Below are 17,943 nucleotides of genomic sequence, written 5' to 3' on the forward strand. Positions count from 1 at the left end.
TGCCCGCCTATGAGCGACAATTCAGCGACAATCGCCACATAGCACAACACAGGCCTCAGCAAACCCATTGTCGCTCAACGATTATGCCACTCACGTATCCCCTACCCCATGGGCATCATCTGCCCAGTGCCCGCATGCCAGCGACTCTGTCGCTGATAGCTGGACAGCCCAAAATCCGTGTCGTATGGGGCTTTTGGTATTTGAGTGGCAAAAGTGCTGAATGACCGTGTGACAAACGGTGCCCATGGTGCCCACGCGGCGATTGTCGCTGAATTGTCGCTCATAGGCGGGCACATCGGACACCCGCCAGGAATCCGTGACTCCAGCGCAGAGGGCAGCTCGCGCGGGAATCCGCACCGGCCACCCTGACCTCAGTACAGCAGTGTGCGCAGGTTTTCCTCGCTGTAGTACGCGTCGAGTTCGGCTTGGCTCTGGTCGGGTTTGAACGCCTTTGCCATCTGTGCCACCGAGGGCACCGCGGTAGGATTCCACGTTTCCGGCTTCCAGGCTTCCGAGCGCAGAAATGCCTTCGGGCAGTGGAAGAACACTTCTTGGATGTCGATCTCCAGGGCCAGGATCGGTCGCTTGCCATCGACGGCCATGGCGTCGAAATAGTCGGCATCGGAAAGGATTCGGGCGGTGCCGTTGATCCGCAGGGTGTCGCCGCGGCCGGGGATGACGAACACCGTGCCCACCTGCGGGCGTTGCAGCACGTTCAGGTAGCCGTCGACCCGCCGGTTGCCCGGCCGCTCCGGGATGGCGATCGTGGTGTCGTCCAGGATCTGGACGAAGCCCGGCGGATCTCCTTTCGGGGAGACGTCGACCCGTCCGTGCGCGTCGGTGGTGGCCACAAAGCCCAACGACGCCGCCTGGAGCCAGCCCTGCTGGGCGGGGGACAGTCGATCGGTGACCTTGTTGGCGACGGCCGCGGTGGGCACTCCGACGATCTCGCGCAGTTGATCCATCGACGTCACTTCTCGGCGCATGGCTCCATCATGCCTGTGACTCAGTCGGTATACCGGGCGGCCAGTGCCCGCCGGTCGAGCTTGCCGATGCCGCGGCGGGGCAGCGCGTCGACGATGTGCACTTCTCGCGGTGCGGCAGTGGCGTCCAGGGTCTGCGTGACATGTGCGCGAAGTTCGGTCACATCCGGTGCCGTCGCGCCCGGGGCCAACACCAGCGCGGCCACCACCCGCTGGCCCAGTCGCGCATCGGGGACACCGAACACCGCGCACTCGGCGATTGCCGGATGGTCGGCCAACGCCGATTCGACCAGTTGCGGCAACACCGTCAGCCCGCCCGTGCTGACCGCGTCGTCCACCCGGCCCAGCACCCGCAACACGCCTGAATCATCCACGGCGCCAAGATCGTCGGTGCGGAACCAGCCAGGCTCGACGAAGGGGTCCGGGGTGATCGGGTTGCGGTAGCCCCTGGCCACGGTGGCCCCGCCCAACACGATGCGCGAAGCCGTGCCTGACGTCGCGGCGGCTCCGGTGAGACGCACCTTCACGCCGTCGAGCGGCACCCCGTCGTACACGCAGCCACCCGCTGTCTCGCTCATGCCGTAGGTGCGCACGACATGCACGCCGGCGGCCAGTGCACGCTCGGCCACACCGGCGGGCATCGGCCCGCCACCGATCAGAACGGCATCGAGATCGGCCAACGCCGCCGCGGCGTCCGCGTCACGCAAGGCCTTGTCCAACTGCACGGCCACCAGCGAGGCGTACCGCCGACCGCTGCCCAAAGCCGCCACCGCCGAAGGCAAGTCGCTCGGTTCGAAGGTTGCCGGGAGGGCGACGGGCGTGGTGCCGGCCAGCGCGCTGCGCACCAGGACCTGCAACCCGGCGATGTGATGAGCGGGCAGGGCCAACAGCCATCGTCCGGTGCCGCCCAACCGCCGGTGGGTGGATTCGGCGCCGGCCCGCAACGCCGCCGCGGTCAGTTGGGCGCCTTTGGGCTCACCGGTGGTACCCGAGGTGGAGATCACCACCGCGATGTCGTCGTCTATAGCGTCGCCGACGCGCAAAGCGCTTGTGAGCAAAGCGCTCTGGCGCGGGTCGTCGGCCGGGACCGGCAGGATGGCCGGCCCGCGCTCGTTCAGAACCTCATCGAGCGCCGCCGACAAGACGTCCGGCGCGGGGCCGACGGAGACCGCACGTAAGACGGTTATGCCTGACTCCCTGTCTCATTCGTGCCGTCCCCGTTGTGATCGGCGTCTCGCGAATCGTCGGAATCGACAGAATCGTCGGCGTCCTCGGCGTCGCGCGGATCATCCAACGGCCAGCCCTTGAGCGCGAGCCGCTCCCGCACCCGTTCGACGTCTTCGGCGCGGGGGAGTTCGTCGGTGACCTGGGTGATGAGCACGCCAATGTCGATGTGATCGAAATCACCGCGATCGATGAGATCCCGTGCGACGGCTTTGACTTCGTCGTTGGTCAGCCGGCGGGTCAGCAGGGCCAACAGCGGCACCCGGTCAGGTCCGGGCACCCCCTCCGGGTACCCGGCGTTCAGCCACGCCGCGATCTTGGCGAGAAATGCGTTCACTGAGCCCACTCCTGAAGGTCCACCCCGAGCCAGCCGCCTGTCGTCACGGGTTGAGCCGGCAGACGGCTTCGATGGTAATGGCGTCGACCGACTCTGGCTCGCAGTGAACCTATCGGCCACAGTGGCAACGGCAAACCGCCCCGGCGAACAATGTGGGTTGCCTGGGTGAACAGTGGGTGAACTCATCGACAGCGTAGTTGAAAACCCAGGTCAGCAAGGTGTTTCCGGCTGGTCAAAAACGCCTGCGGTCCTACAGAATTACGGCCATGAGCGCTGAGCTGATCGTCCTGGTGCTGTTGATCGCAACGGCACTGGTGTTCGACTTCACCAACGGCTTTCACGACACCGGCAATGCCATGGCCACCTCGATCGCCACCCGCGCTCTCAAGCCCAAGACGGCGGTGCTGCTGGCCGGGGTGCTGAACCTCGTCGGGGCGTTCCTGTCGGTCGAGGTCGCCATCACGGTGACGAGCTCGGTGCTCAAGATCCAGGACTCCAAGAGCGGCGCGCTGATCCCGTCGATCGACGCCTCGACCGGCCTGACCATCATCTTCGCCGGCCTGATCGGCGGCATCCTGTGGAACTTGCTCACCTGGTTGTTCGGCATCCCGTCGAGCTCGTCGCACGCGCTCTTCGGCGGGTTGATCGGCGCCGGCCTGGCCGCCATCGGCCTGGCCGGGGTGAACTGGAGCGGCGTCACCCAGAAGGTGCTCATCCCCGCGATCGCCGCTCCGGTGATCGCCTGCCTGGTGGCCGGCTGCGGCACCTGGCTGGTCTATCGCATCACCCGCAACGTCGCGCAGAAGCGTCGTGAAGCCGGCTTCCGCTGGGGGCAGATTGCCACTGCCTCGCTGGTTGCGCTGTCGCACGGCACCAACGACGCGCAGAAGACCATGGGCGTGATCGCGCTCGCGCTGATCACCACCGGCCACCTCAGCGGTGACGTCAAGAACAACGGGTTGCCGTTCTGGATCATCGCCTCCTGCGCGTTGGCCATCGGCCTGGGCACCTACATCGGCGGCTGGCGGGTGATCCGCACACTGGGCAAGGGCCTCGTCGAGATCGAGTCGCCGCAGGGTCTGGCAGCCGAGGCGTCGTCGGCCGCGATCATCCTGAGCTCGAGCGCCGCCGGCATGGCGTTGTCGACCACCCACGTGGCGACCGGGTCGATCCTGGGCAGCGGTGTCGGCAAGCCCGGGGCGGAGGTGCGCTGGGCGGTTGCCGGTCGGATGGCGGTGGCGTGGCTGATCACGCTGCCGGCCGCTGGGATCGTCGGCGCGCTGGCGTTCTGGTTGTCTCACGGAGTCGAGTCGCTGACGTCTTCGGCGCTGGCCGGTGACGGCCTGATCTTCGGGTTGTTGGTCGCGCTGTCGGCGTACATGTGGTGGCGGGCCCAGCAGCAGAAGGTGGACCACAGCAACGTCAACGCCGACTGGGACCACTCGACCAACTCGGTGGTGCCCGCCGATGTGCGCGATGCCGCCAAGCCCGACACCGCCAAGGGCACACACAATCCGGACAAGGCCGCGGTCTGATCGCAGACGTCGCAGACATGAGGGAACGCAAATGACTTATCTGGAAGCGATTTTCAAGGTTCTGGTGGTGGGCCTGGTCCTCGGAGCCGGTCTGCCTGCGGTGTTCGCCGCCGGGCTGGTGGCGTTCTCCAACGGCGACGGCGGCACCAATGCCGACGGCACCACGCAGGCGCCCAACCCGGCGCTCAAGTTTCTCGGGATGGCGTTGTTCGTTCTGGTCGGGCTGGTGATCCTGGTTGCCATCGCCTGGATCACCCGGACCACGATCATCCACCACACCGGTGTTGACCTGTTCCCGTTCCTGCCCAGGAAGTGAGCTGATTGACCATGGGTGAGTCGACGAGCGTTTTGGACAGCGTGCTGGGCTGGCTTCGTGCCGGCTATCCCGAGGGGGTGCCGCACAAGGACCACTTCGCCCTGCTGGCCCTGTTGACCCGGACGTTGACTGAAGACGAGGTGGTCCAGGCCACCCACGACATCCTGCGATCCAGCAACGGCGAGAGCCCGGTGACCGACGACGCCATCCGCATCGCGGTGCGCAGCGTCATCGAGAAGGACCCGAACCCCGAAGAGGTCAACCAGGTCGCGGCCCGGTTGGCGTCGGTGGGTTGGCCGCTGGCGACGCCGGTGCGCTGAGGGCCCACCTGAGCCCGGCTGTTGACTTTGAATCCACGCACACCGCTACTCGAACAAGTGCAGCGTCAGTTCCAAGTCAACGCGTATCCCGGCGCAACGGGTGGGTTTCGGGCACCTGCACGAAGATCAAGGTGATGTCGTCGGGATCGGTCACGTGCATCTCATGTAGACCCCACGGCTCCTGGCGGGCAGCCCGGGCGATCGCCACTCCGCGGCCTTCCAGTTCGGCCTGGGTGGCATAGACGTCACGCACCTGCAACCACAACGCCCCGGGGAATACACCGGATTCGGTGGGGCTGTGATGACCGGCCAGCTCGATCAGTGACTGCCCGGCGTAAAAGACTGTGCCGGCACCGTATTCGCGTGCGATGGCCAGACCGATCCCGTCACGGTAGAACTCGACCGACTTCGGGTAATCGACCGGCCGGATCAACATCCTGCTGGCCAGGATTTCCATGACCCTTGTCTACCACCGCGTCTGGACCGGCCACGGCAGGACACGTCAGGCCGGCTGGACGCGTTGTCGTTTCATCACCGCATCGACCAGTGCCGGGGCCACGGTGTTCAGAGCCTTGGCCGTCACCGCCATGCGTGGGGCGATCTGCACCGGGCGGGTACGCGCCGCGGTCAGCATCCAGTCGGCGGCCTCGGCCGCGGACAATCCAGGCAGGCCGTCGTAGGCGCGGGTGGGAGCGATCATCGGGGTTTTCACCAGCGGGTAGTACAGCGTCGTGGATTTCACGCCGACGGCCGACCATTCGGTTTCGATGACTCGGCTGACCGCGGCCAGTGCGGCCTTCGACGCGTTGTACACCGCGAACAGCGGGGCGGATTCGTTCATCACGCCCCAGGTGGCGACGTTGATGATGTGGCCGTCACGGCGTTCCCGCATGCCCGGGGCCAGACCGCGGATGAGCCGCAGCGGCGAGTAATAGTTGAGCGTCATGGTCCGCTCGACGTCGTGCCAGCGGTCCAGTGAGTCGGTCAGCGGACGCCGGATCGACCGGCCCGCGTTGTTGATCAAAATGTCGACGCCGCCGAATTCGCGTTCCACCGCGGCGACCAATTCGTCGATGGCGTCCAGGTCGGACAGGTCGACCGCGTGCGCACACGCGGTGCCTCCGGTGGCGGTGATCCGCTCCACCAAGGCATCGAGCAGTTCGGCGCGGCGGGCCACCGCGATCACGGTCGCCCCGCGGGCGGCGAACTTCTCGGCCGCGGCCTCACCGATGCCCGACGAGGCGCCGGTGAGCAGGATGCGCTTGCCGGTGATGTCGATGTCGTCGCGGGCGCCAAGCGTGTCGATCAGAGACGGTCGCATGCTCATCAACAGCAGCTGATCGGACAGCCGGCGCAGCGGGTTCTTGCTCATCCGCCGAGTGTAGGGAGTGATTTCGGTGCGTTTGGTAACGCCTACCGTTACCAAACGCACCGAAATCGCTCAGAAGTAGCGGGGGAACGGGGTCCAGTCCGGATCCCGCTTCTCCAGGAACGCGTCCCGGCCTTCGACGGCTTCGTCGGTCATGTACGCCAAACGCGTTGCCTCCCCGGCGAATACCTGTTGGCCGACCAGGCCGTCATCGATCAGGTTGAACGAGAACTTGAGCATCCGGATGGCTTGCGGGGACTTGCCGTTGATCTCGGCCGCCCACTGCAGGCCCACCGATTCCAGCTCGGCGTGATCGACAACCTCGTTGACCGCGCCCATCTGATGCATGGTCTCGGCGTCGTAGGCCCGGCCGAGGAAGAAGATCTCGCGGGCGAACTTCTGCCCGGCCTGGCGGGCCAGATAGGCGCTGCCGAACCCGCCGTCGAAGGGGCCGACGTCGGCGTCGGTCTGCTTGAACCGGGCGTGCTGGCGGCTGGCCAGCGTCAGGTCACAGGTGACGTGCAGGCTGTGCCCACCGCCGGCGGCCCAGCCGTTGACCAGGCAGATCACCACCTTCGGCATGAACCGGATGAGCCGCTGCACCTCGAGGATGTGCAACCGGCCGGCCCGCGCCGGATCGACGGTTTCGGCCGTTTCCCCGGCCGCGTACTGGTACCCGGACCGCCCGCGGATGCGCTGATCGCCGCCGGAGCAGAAGGCCCAGCCGCCGTCCTTGGCCGACGGACCGTTGCCGGTCAGCAACACCACGCCCACATCGGGTGACATCCGGGCATGGTCGAGCACGCGGTACAGCTCGTCGACGGTGTGCGGCCGGAAGGCATTGCGTACCTCGGGCCGGTCGAACGCCACCCGCACCGTGGGCTGCTTGGCGCCGTCGGCGACATGGCGGTGATAGGTGATGTCGGTCAGATCGTCGAAGCCGGGTACCGGCTCCCACACGGTCGGGTCGAACGGGTTGTCTGCACTCACGTGCTCGACTGTAGAGCGAGCCTGTCCAGAGGTTTCACAGGTACCGCCGCCGGGTACGAAACCTGGCGCGATGATGCGTATGGCGCATCACCAGACGAGAGAGGGCCACGATGAAGAAGTTGGCAGGTGTGTTGTTCTCGGGGTTGGTTGCAGGATCGGTACTCGTCGGTTGCTCACCCGAGGTCACCGGTGGGGACACCAAGTGCAAGGACTTCATTGGGCAGGACGAGCAGACGCAGAACGACGCGGTGGCCAAGATGCTCAAGGACGAGAAGGGCACGGATGCCGCGCAGCTGGAGATCACCGGTACCCGGCTGGCGGTGCAGACCTTCTGTCAGACGACGGGCAAGCAGGACTCCAAGATCAAGGAGGCCCCGCACCTGAGCTGACGCCGGGTCAGACCGGGTCCAGCCGGAACACCGGACACCGCCCGGCGAGGGCTTCGAACTCGTCGGGATGGGGCCCGGTCACCAACCCGGCGTTACGCATGAAACCCACCCCGGTGGGGACCAACACCGGGAATTGACGCAGCAGCGGCCGGGCTTGCTCGGCGGGGATCTCCACCATGCGCACCCGTTGGTCACGACGACCTTGGTGCACCGTGGCCTCGCCGGCGGCCCGGGCGTTGGCGGCCCAGTCACCTCCGGGCAGGCCGGCGACGATGTAGCGGTGGCCGTCGACGGTCATCGGGGTGACCGGCGTCGAGCGCGGCTTGCCGGTCTTGCGGCCCGGCACTGTGAGCACCACCGGGCCCTTGTCACCGCCGACGCCGAGCTTGTTCAGCCCGATCATCACCTTGTTGACGTACTTCAGCCACCATGGCGGCCGGATGCGCTCGTCAGCCATGGCCCCAGACTAGGCGCGGGGCCGGACAAGTTCACCCGATCGCGCGGGCAGCGCCCTCCCAGAACTGGGCCCGGACGGCCTTCTTGTCGGGCTTGCCCAGCGCGGTCACCGGCACCGAGTCCACCACGATCACCTGCTTGGGTGATTGCACCGAGCCCTTGCGTTCCTTGACCGCGGCCTGGATCTCTGCGGTGACGCGAGCCACGGCCTCGTCGTCGGATGCGGCGTCGGGTCGCAGCACGATCACCGCGGTCACCGCCTCGCCCCACTTCTCGTCGGGAGTGCCGATCACGCACACCTGCGCCACCGAAGGATGTTCGGCCACAACATCTTCCACCTCACGCGGGAACACGTTGAAGCCACCGGTGACGATCATGTCCTTGACCCGGTCGACGATGAACCAGTAGCCGTCCTCGTCTTCGCGGGCCATGTCGCCGGTGTGCAGCCAGCCGTCTTTGAAGGTCTCGGCGGTGGCGTCGGGCAGTTTCCAGTACCCGCCGGCCAGCAGGGGACCGGAGACGCAGATCTCACCGACCTCGCCACGCGGCACCGGGTTGCCCTCGGGGTCCAGCAGTGCGGTCCGGGCGAACAGCGTGGGCCGCCCGCAGGACGTCAGCCGCTTCTCGTCGTGGTCCTTCTTGCCCAGGTAGGAGATCACCATGGGGGCCTCGGACTGGCCGTAGTACTGCGCGAAGATCGGCCCGAATCGCTTGAGCGCCTCGGCCAGCCGCACCGGGTTCATCGCCGAGGCGCCGTAGTAGACGGTCTCCAGCGAGGACAGGTCGCGGGTGTGCGAGTCCGGGTGATCCATCAGGGCGTAGATCATCGACGGCACCAGCATGGTCGCGGTGATGCGCCGCTCCTCGATGACACGCAGCACCTCGGCCGGGTCGAACTTGGGCAGCACGATCATCTCGCCGCCCTTGACGATGGTCGGCACAAAAAACGCCGCACCGGCGTGCGAGAGCGGGGTGCACATCAAGAAGCGCGGGTTCTCCGGCCACTCCCACTCGGCCAGCTGGATCGTGGTCATGGTGGTGATCGAGCGCACCGTGCCCATCACGCCCTTGGGCTTGCCGGTGGTGCCACCGGTGTAGGTGAGTCCGCCGATGTGGTCCGGGTCGAGATCGGCGGCGACCAGCGGCACGGGCGGGTACTTGGCGGCCTCGGCCACCAGGTCGACGCCGACGCCTTCCAACGCCGACGGCACCGGGCCGATCGTCAGCACCTGGCGCAGCGTCGGCACCTTCTCCAGCAGGCCAAGGGCCCGGTCCACGAACGCCGGAGTGGGATCGATGATCAACGTCGTCACTTCGGCGTCGGACAGCACATAGGCGTGGTCGTCCAGCGAGCCGAGAGGGTGTAGTGCGGTACGCCGGTAGCCCTGGGTCTGCCCGGCGCCGATGATCATCAGCACCTCGGGCCGGTTCAGCGACAGCAGGCCGACGCCTTCGCCGGCTCCAGCGCCGAGCGCCTCGAAGGCCTGGATGTACTGGCTGATGCGTTCTGCCAGCTCACCACCGGTCAGGGTGGTGTCTCCGAGGAACAGCACCGGCTTGTCCTTGTTGCGCTTGAGTGCGCCGACAGTGAGGTGGCCGGAATGGATGGGATGGTGCAGCGCATCACTCATGACCTACAGACTAGAACGTGTTCCAGAAATTGCGGAGCCGATCCCCGGTATGGGTTGTAACGCCGGGCCGATCGTGATCGAAAAGCAGGTAGCGCTCTACTCACGTCGTCGCTGGTGGAGCCGCTTAATCTCCACATTTGGGGGCGGGAGCCAGGCCCCGGCGGGTTAGGGACCGCCGGGGCCTGTGCCCGGACCAGCGGCCGGCGCGCCGGTGACACGGATTTTCACCGGAGTTCCGCGCGCACCGCCGCCAGCCCCTAGCATCCGAGCATGACCCGCCCGATCGAGTCGGCCGACCTTGTCCTCTACGGCACCATCCTCACCGTCGACCCGGCCCGTCCGACGGCAGATGCCCTGGCGGTGTCCGGTGGCCGCATCGTTGCCCTGGGCACCCGGGCCGAGGTGGCCGGCTGGGTGGGGGAGCACACCGACGTGCGTGAGGTCGACGGCTGTGTCCTGCCGGGTTTCATTGAGGCGCATGGTCATCCGTTGATGGAGGCAGTGGCGTTGTCCGGGCGTATCGCCGACATCCGGCCGGTCACCTTGGCGACCGCCGAGGAGGTGCTCGACGCGGTCCGTGCCGAGGTGGCGCGCCGTGGGGCCGACGGGGCGTTTCTCAACGGCTGGGACCCGTTGTTGCAGAACGGTTTACCCGAGCCGACGCTTGCGTGGCTCGACAGCATCGCCGACACACCGCTGGTGATCGTGCACAACTCGGGGCACAAGGCGTACTTCAACACGGCCGCCGCCCGGCGGGCCGGGATCACCAAGGACACCCCGGACCCCAAAGGCGCAAAGTACGGTCGCACCGCCGACGGTGAGCTGGACGGCACCGCGGAGGAGACCGCGGCGGTGTTCCCGTTGTTGGGCGATGCCATCTCCGCCAAGGATTTCCCGGCGATGCTGGCTGCCGAATGCGCCCGGCTCAACGAGGCCGGCCTGACCACCTGCTCGGAGATGGCGTTCGATCCGATGTTCCGGCCGCTGCTTGCGCAACTGCGCGATCAGTTGACGGTGCGGTTGCGCACGTACGAAATGTCCACCGCCGCACTGCATACCGATGCCCGCCCGTTCGACGGTGATGACACCGTGCGTCAGGTGGGCATCAAGATCTGGGTCGACGGCTCACCCTGGGTCGGCAACATCGACCTGACCTTCCCGTACCTGGACACCGACGCCACCCGCACGATCGGTGTGCGGCCGGGATCGTGCGGGCACGCCAACTACACGAAAGAGCAGCTTTCGGAGATCGTCGGCACGTTCTTCCCGCAGGGCTGGCAGATGGCCTGTCACGTGCACGGCGACGCCGGGGTGGACACGATCCTCGACGTCTACCAGGACGCTCTGCAGCGCTGGCCCCGAAACGATCACCGGTTGCGGCTGGAACACGTCGGCGCCATCACACCCGCCCAGTTGCAGCGTGCCCATGCCCTCGGGGTCACCTGCAGCCTCTTCGTCGATCAGATCCACTACTGGGGCGACATCCTGGTCGACGGGCTCTTCGGCCCGCAGCGGGGGGAACGGTGGATGCCTGCGGGCTCCGCGGTGGCCACCGGCATGCGCATCTCCCTGCACAACGATCCGCCGGTCACCCCGGAGGAGCCGCTGCGCAACATCAGCGTCGCCGTCACGCGTGCCGCGCCCAGCGGTCGGGTGCTGGCGCCGGAGGAGCGGCTCACCGTCGAGCAGGCGTTGCGGGCGCAGACCATCGATGCGGCGTGGCAGTTGTTTGCCGACGACGTGGTCGGCTCCCTGGAGGTCGGCAAGTATGCCGACATGGTGATCGTGTCCGACGACCCCCGCGCGACGGCGCCGGAAAGCATTGCTGACCTGGAGGTTCGGGCCACTTTTCTGGCGGGTCGCCAGGTTTATCCGAAAGTCGGCTGACGGTTGGCTCTATATTTCCCGTTCCCAGCGGAGTAGTTTCGCGTCCATACGTGTGCGCGAGATGTGGGGGCAGCCATGGTGCACGGACGTACATTGCCGAGAACATCTGAATACCGTCGCGGGGCAGTGCTTCTGACCGCCCTGGCGGTGGCGGTGACGATCGGTCTGCTCGGGCCGCCGCCCAAGGCGCAGGCGTGGTCGAGGGCCGGGCTGCCGGTCGAGACGATCTCGGTGCCGTCGGCGTCGATGGGTCGCGACATCAAGGTGCAGTTCCAGGGCGGCGGTCCCCATGCGGTGTATCTGTTGGACGGTCTGCGCGCCCGCGACGACTTCAACGGCTGGGATATCGAGACTCCGGCGTTCGAGTGGTTCTACCAATCCGGCCTGTCGGTGGTCATGCCGGTCGGTGGAATGTCGAGCTTCTACACGGACTGGTATCAGCCGGCGGCCGGCAACGGCGGGGTGTGGACGTACAAGTGGGAGACGTTCCTGACCAGCGAGCTTCCCCAGTGGCTGGCCGCCAACCGGAAGGTGTCGAGCAGCGGCAACGCCGTGGTCGGGCTGTCCATGTCGGGTAACTCCGCGATGATCCTGGCCGCGTATCACCCGCAGCAGTTCATCTATGCGGGGTCGTTGTCGGCGTTCCTGAATCCGTCGGCGGGCCCGTGGCCCGGTTTGATCGGACTCGCCATGGGGGATGCCGGCGGCTTCAGCCCCAACGCCATGTGGGGCCCGCCGGGGGATCCGGCGTGGGCGCGCAACGATCCGACGATTCAGGTGGGACGGCTGGTGGCCAACCACACCCGCATCTGGGTGTACTGCGGCTCGGGGACACCCGGCGAGTTGGGCGGCGGTGACCTGCCGGCCACGTTCCTGGAAGGCTCTGCGCTGCAAAGCAATTTGAACTTCCGTGATCAGTACATCGCGGCCGGGGGGAACAACGCCGTGTTCAACTTCCCGCCGACCGGTACCCACACCTGGGGCTACTGGGGTGCACAACTGCAGGCGATGAAGCCGGACATCCAACGGGTTCTCGGTGCCGCTTAGGCATCATTGAAGCGTGCCCACGCTTGACGACGTCCTGGACCGCCTGCATGTCGTCGCCCTCCCGATGCGGGTGCGCTTCCGCGGCATCACGGTGCGCGAGGTGGCGCTGATCGACGGCCCGGCCGGGTGGGGTGAGTTCGGCGCGTTCCTCGAGTACGAGCCGCCGGAGGCCGCGGCCTGGCTGGCCGCCGGGATCGAGGCGGCCTATCACCCGGCGCCCCCGGTGCTCCGCGATCGCATCCCCATCAACGCCACGGTGCCCGCGGTGCCGGCCGCCCAGGTGCCGGACGTGTTGGCCCGGTTCCCCGGTGCACGGACGGCCAAGGTCAAGGTGGCCGAGCCCGGACAGACGCTGGCCGACGACGTCGCGCGGGTCAACGCCGTGCGTGCACAGGTGCCCGTGGTGCGGGTGGACGCCAACGGCGGCTGGACGCTGCCGCAGGCGGTTGCCGCGGCCGCGGCACTGACTGCCGACGGCCCGTTGGAGTACCTCGAGCAGCCCTGTTCGACGGTCGACGAGTTGGCGACCCTGCGCGCTCAGGTGGACGTCCCGATCGCCGCCGACGAGTCGATCCGCAAGGCCGACGATCCGCTGCGCGTGGTGCGGGCCCGCGCCGCCGACGTCGCAGTGCTCAAAGTCGCTCCGCTGGGCGGGGTTTCGCGCATGCTCGACATCGCCGCGCAGATCGACATCCCGATCGTGGTGTCCAGCGCGTTGGATTCCGCGGTCGGTATCGCCCGCGGGCTGTCGGCCGCCGCCGCGTTGCCGGAGTTGCGGCATGCCTGCGGCCTCGGCACCGGTGGGTTTTTCATCGAGGACGTCGCCGAAATGCCGTTACCCGTCGACGGGCACTTGCCGGTTGAGGCGGTCGTCCCGGACCCCGCCCGGCTGTCGGCTTTGGCTGCGACGCCGCAGCGGCGGCAGTGGTGGATCGAGCGGGTGCGGGAGTGCTACGCGCTCGGGACCCTCGGGGCGAAACTGGGGTAGGCCTCTACTCTAAGTAAGCTCGCCCGACCGTTCGAGACTTGCGGTATGACTCGATTTCGCGTCGGCATCATGGATCCCACGATCGCGTCCCGCACACCCGAGAAGCCCTGATCATGGGCGGCTTACAGGTCGGCCTGCTCGATCTCATCACGGCGAGCAAGCCGTCGGCGGACGCCTTTACCCGCGCCAGTTATCTGTCCGGTGTCGGTCTGGGGGTGGACTCCTTCTGGGTGCCCGATCACCTCAATGCAATCTTCCCGCGGGCGCTGTGGCAGCCGAAATATTGTGCGGCGGCGAGGGTGGCTCCGTCGGTCGACGCCTGCATGGAGCCCTGGACGATGTTGGGCCGCATCGCGGCGCGAAACCGAATCGCCCGGCTGCCGTTGGGGATCTGTGTCACCGACGCCGGGCGCCGCAATCCCGCGGTCACCGCGCAAGCCGCCGCGACGATGCAACTGTTGACCAAGGGGCGGTTCATTTTCGGGATCGGCCCGGGTGAGCGGGAGGGAAATGAACCCTACGGGGTGGACTGGGCGCGGCCGGTGGCCCGCTTCGACGAGGCGATGGCCACGATCCGTGCTCTGTGGGACTCGAAAGGTGAACTCGTCAACCGAGATTCGCCGTTCTTCCCGCTACGCAACGCGGTCTTCGACCTACCGCCGTACCGCGGCAAATACCCGCCCATCTGGGTGGCCGCGCACGGGCCGAGGATGCTGCGGCTTGCCGGCCGGTACGGCGACGGGTTCTTCCCGGCGTTCCCTCATTCTCCGCAGGATTACGCCCAACGGTTGGACGTGGTGCGTGGGGCCGCCTCCGATGCGGGCCGTGATCCCATGGCCATCACCCCGGCACTGCTGCTGATGGTGGTGACCGCGCGGACTCGTGGCGAAATCGACGACGCCCTGGAATCTGAGGTGATGAAGGCCGGTTGTCTGACCGCGTCCGATGAGTACTTCGCCCAGCGGGGTGCGCAACACCCGTTGGGAGTGGGTTTCTCTGGCGGGCAGGACATTCTGCCGCAAGACTGGGACGAGCAGACGGCGCTCTCGCACATCAAGGGCATCACGCTCGATCTGATGCGCGATATGGGGTTGGTCGGTACGCCCGACGAGGTCTTGGATCGCGTTGCCGAGTGGCGCGATTGCGGGGTGCGCCATCTGGTGTTGACCAATGGCGGCCTGCTCCAGCGTAGTTTGCGGCGCGGTGTGGCGACGCTGCCCCCGTTCTGCCGGGTCGTGCGGGGCATCAAGAAAATGTAGCGCCACACCTGTCACATCAGTACCGCGAAGGTGCTCGGTGTGTGATCGGAGAATGCAGTATCGCCGGTGATATCAGGTTTTGAGAGTGGTCATGCCTTTGGAGAGGGCCGGGCCGCGAAGGAGTGACGCCACATTGGTCACATCAGTACCGCCAAGGTGCTCGGTGTGTGATCGGAGAATGCAGTATCGCCGGCGATATCACCTTTTGAGAGTGGACATGCCTTTGGAAACAGATCGCTCCTAAAACAGGTCCAATGACATCGACGGACGGCCCGAAAGTTTGTGGATCATCCACTGGTTCAACGACATTCTCTGCTCGGCGGCCTCCACTGCCAGCTTGGCGTGCAATACGGGCGGAAGGCGTACCAGCAATTTGCCGCTGTAGTGGTGGTCGGTCAATGAGGCCGGCGGTGTCTCATCATCGGCCTGGAGGAGCGCCACTTCCTCCGCGACCTTCTTCTCCACGGCGGCGACAGCCTCGTGCGCAGTGGATCCCCTCGCCGAGAGGTTCGGGAACTCCAGGCACAGGCCCAGGTAGTAGCGGTCATCGGGCATCCAGTGCGCGCGGTACGTGTACTCGGTCATGTCGACGATCATCGCCACACCCGCCGACATAAACCCCGTGTCCTGATTTGTGGGGTACATGGCGTAGACGCCATCAGCGGAATCGCCAACACTGAAGACGTGACTCGATCGGTGGTGATCCTGGGCTATGCCGGCGTGCAGGCATTGGACCTGGCGGGCCCGTTCGACGCGTTCGCCACCGCGACGCTGTGCCTGGCCGGTCTGGGCCGCGCCGACGACGGCTATGCCGTCACGTTGGCATCCGTCGACGGCCAGTCGGTCACCACCCTCACCGGGTTGGAGTTCGTCGCCGCCGCACCACCGGATCCGCACACGCCGATCGACACGATCGTCATCCCGGGCGGTGTTGGTGCCGACAACGCCCGTAACAACCCCGCCGTCATCGACTGGATCCGCACCGCCTCGCGCAATGCTCGCCGCGTCGTCAGCGTCTGCACCGGTGCGTTCATTGCCGCGCAGGCCGGCCTGCTCGACGGTTGCCCCGCCACCACCCACTGGGCGTTCGCCGACCGTATGGCCGATGAATTCCCCAGCGTCTCAGTCGATCCGGAACCGATCTTCGTGCGCAGTTCGGAGCGGATGTGGACGGCCGCCGGGGTGACCGCGGGAATCGACCTGTCACTGTCGCTCGTCGAGGACGACTACGGCACCGAGGTCGCCCAGACCGTCGCGCGGTACCTGGTGTTGTATCTGCGTCGGCCCGGTGGTCAGACGCAGTTCGCCGCCCCGGTGTGGATGCCGCGGGCCAAACGTGCCCCGATCCGCCAGGTTCAGGAGGCCATCGAGGCCGAACCCGGTGGCGCTCATAGTGTTTCCGCGCTGGCCCGACGCGCCGCGATGAGCCCCCGGCACTTCACCCGGGTGTTCACCGACGAGGTCGGCGAGGCGCCCGGTGCCTACGTCGAGCGCATCCGCACCGACGCCGCGCGCCGCCAGCTCGAGGAATCCGACGACACCGTCACGGTCATCGCCGCCCGCTGCGGGTTCGGCACCGCCGAGACCATGAGGCGCAATTTCGTTCGACGTCTGGGTGTTTCGCCGGATCAGTATCGACGAACCTTCACTTGAGAGGATTAGCAATGCAGATCGCCATCGTGTTGTACCCGAGCTTCACCGCGCTCGATTTCATCGGCCCCTACGAGGTGCTGCGCAACCTGCCCGACGCCCAGGTGCGGTTCGTCTGGCACGAGCCGGGCCCCGTCACCGCCGATTCCGGTGTGCTGACGGTCGGGGCCACCCACCGTTTCGACGAAACGCCGGCGCCCGACGTCGTGCTGGTGCCCGGCGGCCCGGGCTCGGCCGTGGCGGCACGTGACGACAGAGTGCTGGACTGGCTGCGGCGGGTGTCGCCGGGCACCACGTGGACGGCGTCGGTGTGCTCGGGGTCGATGGTGCTCGCCGCTGCCGGCCTGCTCGACGGCAAACCCGCCACCTCGCACTGGGCGGCACTGAGTGCGCTGAAATTGATGGGCGCTGACCCGGTCGGCGATCAGCGCGTGGTGCGGGCCGAACCCGACGGCAAGGTCATCACCGCGGCCGGGGTCTCGGCGGGCATCGACCTGGCCCTCTGGCTGGCCGGGCAGATCGGCGGCGAGGCGAAAGCCAAGGCGATCCAGCTGATGATCGAGTACGACCCGCAGCCGCCGTTCGACTCCGGGCACATGTCGAAGGCGTCGGCGACCACCAAGGCCGGCGCCACCGCGCTGCTGAGCAAGGACATGATCAAGCCTGAACCGCTCAAGGCCGGGGTGTTGCTGGCCTGGGATCAGGCGATCCGCAAGGTCCGGGGTCGACGCACCGCGTGATCTGGTGCACTGCTCGCCATGAAGTAGCGTCGGCCGGATGAACCTGGCTTATGACGACCGAGGCAAGGGTGAGGCGGTGCTGTTCATCGCCGGCCGCGGCGGCGCCGGCCGAACCTGGCACCTGCACCAGGTGCCTGCGCTGCAGCGGGCGGGTTACCGCGTCATCACCTTCGACAACCGCGGCATCGGCGCGACGGAGAACGCCGACGGTTTCGGCACCGAGCAGATGGTGGCCGACACCGCCGAGCTGATCGAGAAGCTCGGGGCCGGTCCGGCGCATCTGGTCGGCGTGTCGATGGGGTCGTTCATCGCCCAGGAACTGATGGTGGCGCGTCCCGAATTGGTGCGCTCGGCGGTGTTGATGGCCACCCGGGGCCGTCATGACCGGGCCCGCGAGTTCTTCCGCGACGCCGAGCGCGAGTTCGCCACGTCGGGCATCCAGCTGCCGGCGAAGTTCGACGCCAAGCTGCGCATGCTGGAGAGCTTCTCGCCCAAGACGCTCAACGACGACGTCCTGGTGCGGGACTGGAGCGAGATGTTCACCATGTGGCCCACCAAGCAGACCCCGGGCCTGCTTGCCCAGCTGGACTGTGGTCCGAAGGACAACCGGCTGCCGGCCTACCGGTCCATCACCAAGCCGGTCCTGGTGATCGGGTTCGCCGACGATGTGGTGTTGCCGGTGCATCTGGGGCGTGAGGTGGCCGACGCCATCCCCAACGCGCGGTACCTGGAGATCCCCGACACCGGTCACCTGGGCTTCATCGAGAAGCCCGATGTGGTCAACACCGCGCTGCTCGAGTTCTTCGCCGGCCAGAACTGACG

At 67.0% G+C, this 17,943-nt stretch carries 20 protein-coding genes; 11 read left to right on the plus strand and 9 right to left on the minus strand.

All coding sequences use genetic code 11. The features are described 5' to 3' along the window. Positions 1-371: 371 nt before the first annotated feature. The 3 genes from A5699_RS05460 to A5699_RS05470 are packed head-to-tail and all read right to left on the minus strand — an operon-like array spanning position 372 to position 2,544. Positions 372-986 carry a pyridoxamine 5'-phosphate oxidase family protein gene (locus tag A5699_RS05460; RefSeq protein ID WP_067766559.1) on the minus strand — a complete coding sequence of 205 codons (615 nt, stop codon included), beginning with the start codon at positions 984-986 and terminating at the stop codon, positions 372-374. A 20-nt stretch (positions 987-1,006) separates the two neighbouring features. Next, positions 1,007-2,125 carry an o-succinylbenzoate--CoA ligase gene (gene menE, locus A5699_RS05465; protein WP_157561099.1) on the minus strand — a complete coding sequence of 373 codons (1,119 nt, stop codon included), beginning with the start codon at positions 2,123-2,125 and terminating at the stop codon, positions 1,007-1,009. Between the two features lie 41 nt (positions 2,126-2,166). Further along, positions 2,167-2,544, minus strand: a complete 378-nt coding sequence (locus A5699_RS05470) for a DUF3349 domain-containing protein (RefSeq protein ID WP_067766562.1) — start codon at positions 2,542-2,544, stop codon at positions 2,167-2,169. Positions 2,545-2,810: 266 nt separating this feature from the next. On the opposite strand from A5699_RS05470, the gene A5699_RS05475 reads away from it, so the two are divergent. The 3 genes from A5699_RS05475 to A5699_RS05485 are packed head-to-tail and all read left to right on the plus strand — an operon-like array spanning position 2,811 to position 4,715. After that, positions 2,811-4,079, plus strand: coding sequence for an inorganic phosphate transporter (locus A5699_RS05475; RefSeq protein WP_067766565.1), 1,269 nt, complete (start codon positions 2,811-2,813; stop codon positions 4,077-4,079). 31 nt (positions 4,080-4,110) lie between these two features. Next, complete coding sequence (locus tag A5699_RS05480; protein WP_067766568.1) at positions 4,111-4,395, plus strand: hypothetical protein; 285 nt, start codon at positions 4,111-4,113, stop codon at positions 4,393-4,395. Positions 4,396-4,406: 11 nt separating this feature from the next. Next, positions 4,407-4,715 (plus strand): DUF3349 domain-containing protein, encoded by a 309-nt coding sequence (locus A5699_RS05485; RefSeq protein WP_067766570.1) that lies wholly within the window; start codon positions 4,407-4,409, stop codon positions 4,713-4,715. Between the two features lie 76 nt (positions 4,716-4,791). Here the strand turns inward: A5699_RS05485 and A5699_RS05490 are convergent, their stop codons facing one another. The 3 genes from A5699_RS05490 to A5699_RS05500 all read right to left on the minus strand — a co-directional run bounded on the left by A5699_RS05490 (position 4,792) and on the right by A5699_RS05500 (position 7,074). Continuing rightward, the gene (locus A5699_RS05490) at positions 4,792-5,172 is read right to left on the minus strand and encodes a VOC family protein (protein WP_067766573.1); all 381 of its coding nucleotides are present in this window, start codon (positions 5,170-5,172) and stop codon (positions 4,792-4,794) included. 45 nt (positions 5,173-5,217) lie between these two features. Further along, positions 5,218-6,087 carry an SDR family oxidoreductase gene (locus tag A5699_RS05495; RefSeq protein WP_067766576.1) on the minus strand — a complete coding sequence of 290 codons (870 nt, stop codon included), beginning with the start codon at positions 6,085-6,087 and terminating at the stop codon, positions 5,218-5,220. 69 nt (positions 6,088-6,156) lie between these two features. After that, positions 6,157-7,074, minus strand: a complete 918-nt coding sequence (locus tag A5699_RS05500; RefSeq protein WP_067766579.1) for a 1,4-dihydroxy-2-naphthoyl-CoA synthase — start codon at positions 7,072-7,074, stop codon at positions 6,157-6,159. A gap of 110 nt (positions 7,075-7,184) precedes the next feature. Between A5699_RS05500 and A5699_RS05505 the strand changes: the two genes are divergently transcribed. Then, entirely contained in the window at positions 7,185-7,463 is a 279-nt protein-coding gene (locus tag A5699_RS05505) for a hypothetical protein (protein WP_067766582.1), read from the plus strand. Positions 7,464-7,470: 7 nt separating this feature from the next. Here A5699_RS05505 and A5699_RS05510 read toward each other — a convergent pair whose 3' ends face one another. Both A5699_RS05510 and fadD8 read right to left on the minus strand, forming a co-directional pair. Then, the gene (locus tag A5699_RS05510; protein ID WP_067766585.1) at positions 7,471-7,920 is read right to left on the minus strand and encodes a nitroreductase family deazaflavin-dependent oxidoreductase; all 450 of its coding nucleotides are present in this window, start codon (positions 7,918-7,920) and stop codon (positions 7,471-7,473) included. Between the two features lie 31 nt (positions 7,921-7,951). Beyond that, positions 7,952-9,550: a fatty-acid--CoA ligase FadD8 gene (gene fadD8, locus A5699_RS05515; RefSeq protein ID WP_067766588.1), complete on the minus strand. Its 1,599-nt coding sequence runs from the start codon at positions 9,548-9,550 to the stop codon at positions 7,952-7,954. A gap of 282 nt (positions 9,551-9,832) precedes the next feature. Here fadD8 and A5699_RS05520 point away from each other — a divergent pair, with 282 nt between their 5' ends. The 4 genes from A5699_RS05520 (at position 9,833) to A5699_RS05535 (ending at position 14,731) form a co-directional block, all read left to right on the plus strand. Continuing rightward, positions 9,833-11,437 carry an amidohydrolase gene (locus A5699_RS05520; RefSeq protein WP_157561102.1) on the plus strand — a complete coding sequence of 535 codons (1,605 nt, stop codon included), beginning with the start codon at positions 9,833-9,835 and terminating at the stop codon, positions 11,435-11,437. Positions 11,438-11,512: 75 nt separating this feature from the next. Further along, positions 11,513-12,484: an esterase family protein gene (locus A5699_RS05525; RefSeq protein WP_067766593.1), complete on the plus strand. Its 972-nt coding sequence runs from the start codon at positions 11,513-11,515 to the stop codon at positions 12,482-12,484. 13 nt (positions 12,485-12,497) lie between these two features. Further along, positions 12,498-13,472: an o-succinylbenzoate synthase gene (locus A5699_RS05530; protein WP_082957592.1), complete on the plus strand. Its 975-nt coding sequence runs from the start codon at positions 12,498-12,500 to the stop codon at positions 13,470-13,472. Positions 13,473-13,585: 113 nt separating this feature from the next. Next, positions 13,586-14,731, plus strand: coding sequence for an LLM class flavin-dependent oxidoreductase (locus A5699_RS05535; protein ID WP_067766596.1), 1,146 nt, complete (start codon positions 13,586-13,588; stop codon positions 14,729-14,731). A gap of 240 nt (positions 14,732-14,971) precedes the next feature. On the opposite strand, the gene A5699_RS05540 is transcribed toward A5699_RS05535, so the two are convergent. Further along, positions 14,972-15,316 carry a type II toxin-antitoxin system HicB family antitoxin gene (locus A5699_RS05540; RefSeq protein WP_067766653.1) on the minus strand — a complete coding sequence of 115 codons (345 nt, stop codon included), beginning with the start codon at positions 15,314-15,316 and terminating at the stop codon, positions 14,972-14,974. Between the two features lie 99 nt (positions 15,317-15,415). Between A5699_RS05540 and A5699_RS05545 the strand changes: the two genes are divergently transcribed. From A5699_RS05545 to A5699_RS05555, 3 genes are read left to right on the plus strand one after another with little or no spacing between them, the layout of a single operon-like run. Next, positions 15,416-16,384 carry a GlxA family transcriptional regulator gene (locus tag A5699_RS05545; protein WP_197508200.1) on the plus strand — a complete coding sequence of 323 codons (969 nt, stop codon included), beginning with the start codon at positions 15,416-15,418 and terminating at the stop codon, positions 16,382-16,384. A gap of 11 nt (positions 16,385-16,395) precedes the next feature. After that, entirely contained in the window at positions 16,396-17,121 is a 726-nt protein-coding gene (locus A5699_RS05550) for a DJ-1/PfpI family protein (protein WP_067766602.1), read from the plus strand. Positions 17,122-17,158: 37 nt separating this feature from the next. Continuing rightward, positions 17,159-17,941: an alpha/beta fold hydrolase gene (locus A5699_RS05555; RefSeq protein WP_067766605.1), complete on the plus strand. Its 783-nt coding sequence runs from the start codon at positions 17,159-17,161 to the stop codon at positions 17,939-17,941. Positions 17,942-17,943: the final 2 nt, after the last annotated feature.

The organism is Mycobacterium sp. E802 (assembly GCF_001666875.1).
Lineage (GTDB): Bacteria > Actinomycetota > Actinomycetes > Mycobacteriales > Mycobacteriaceae > Mycobacterium.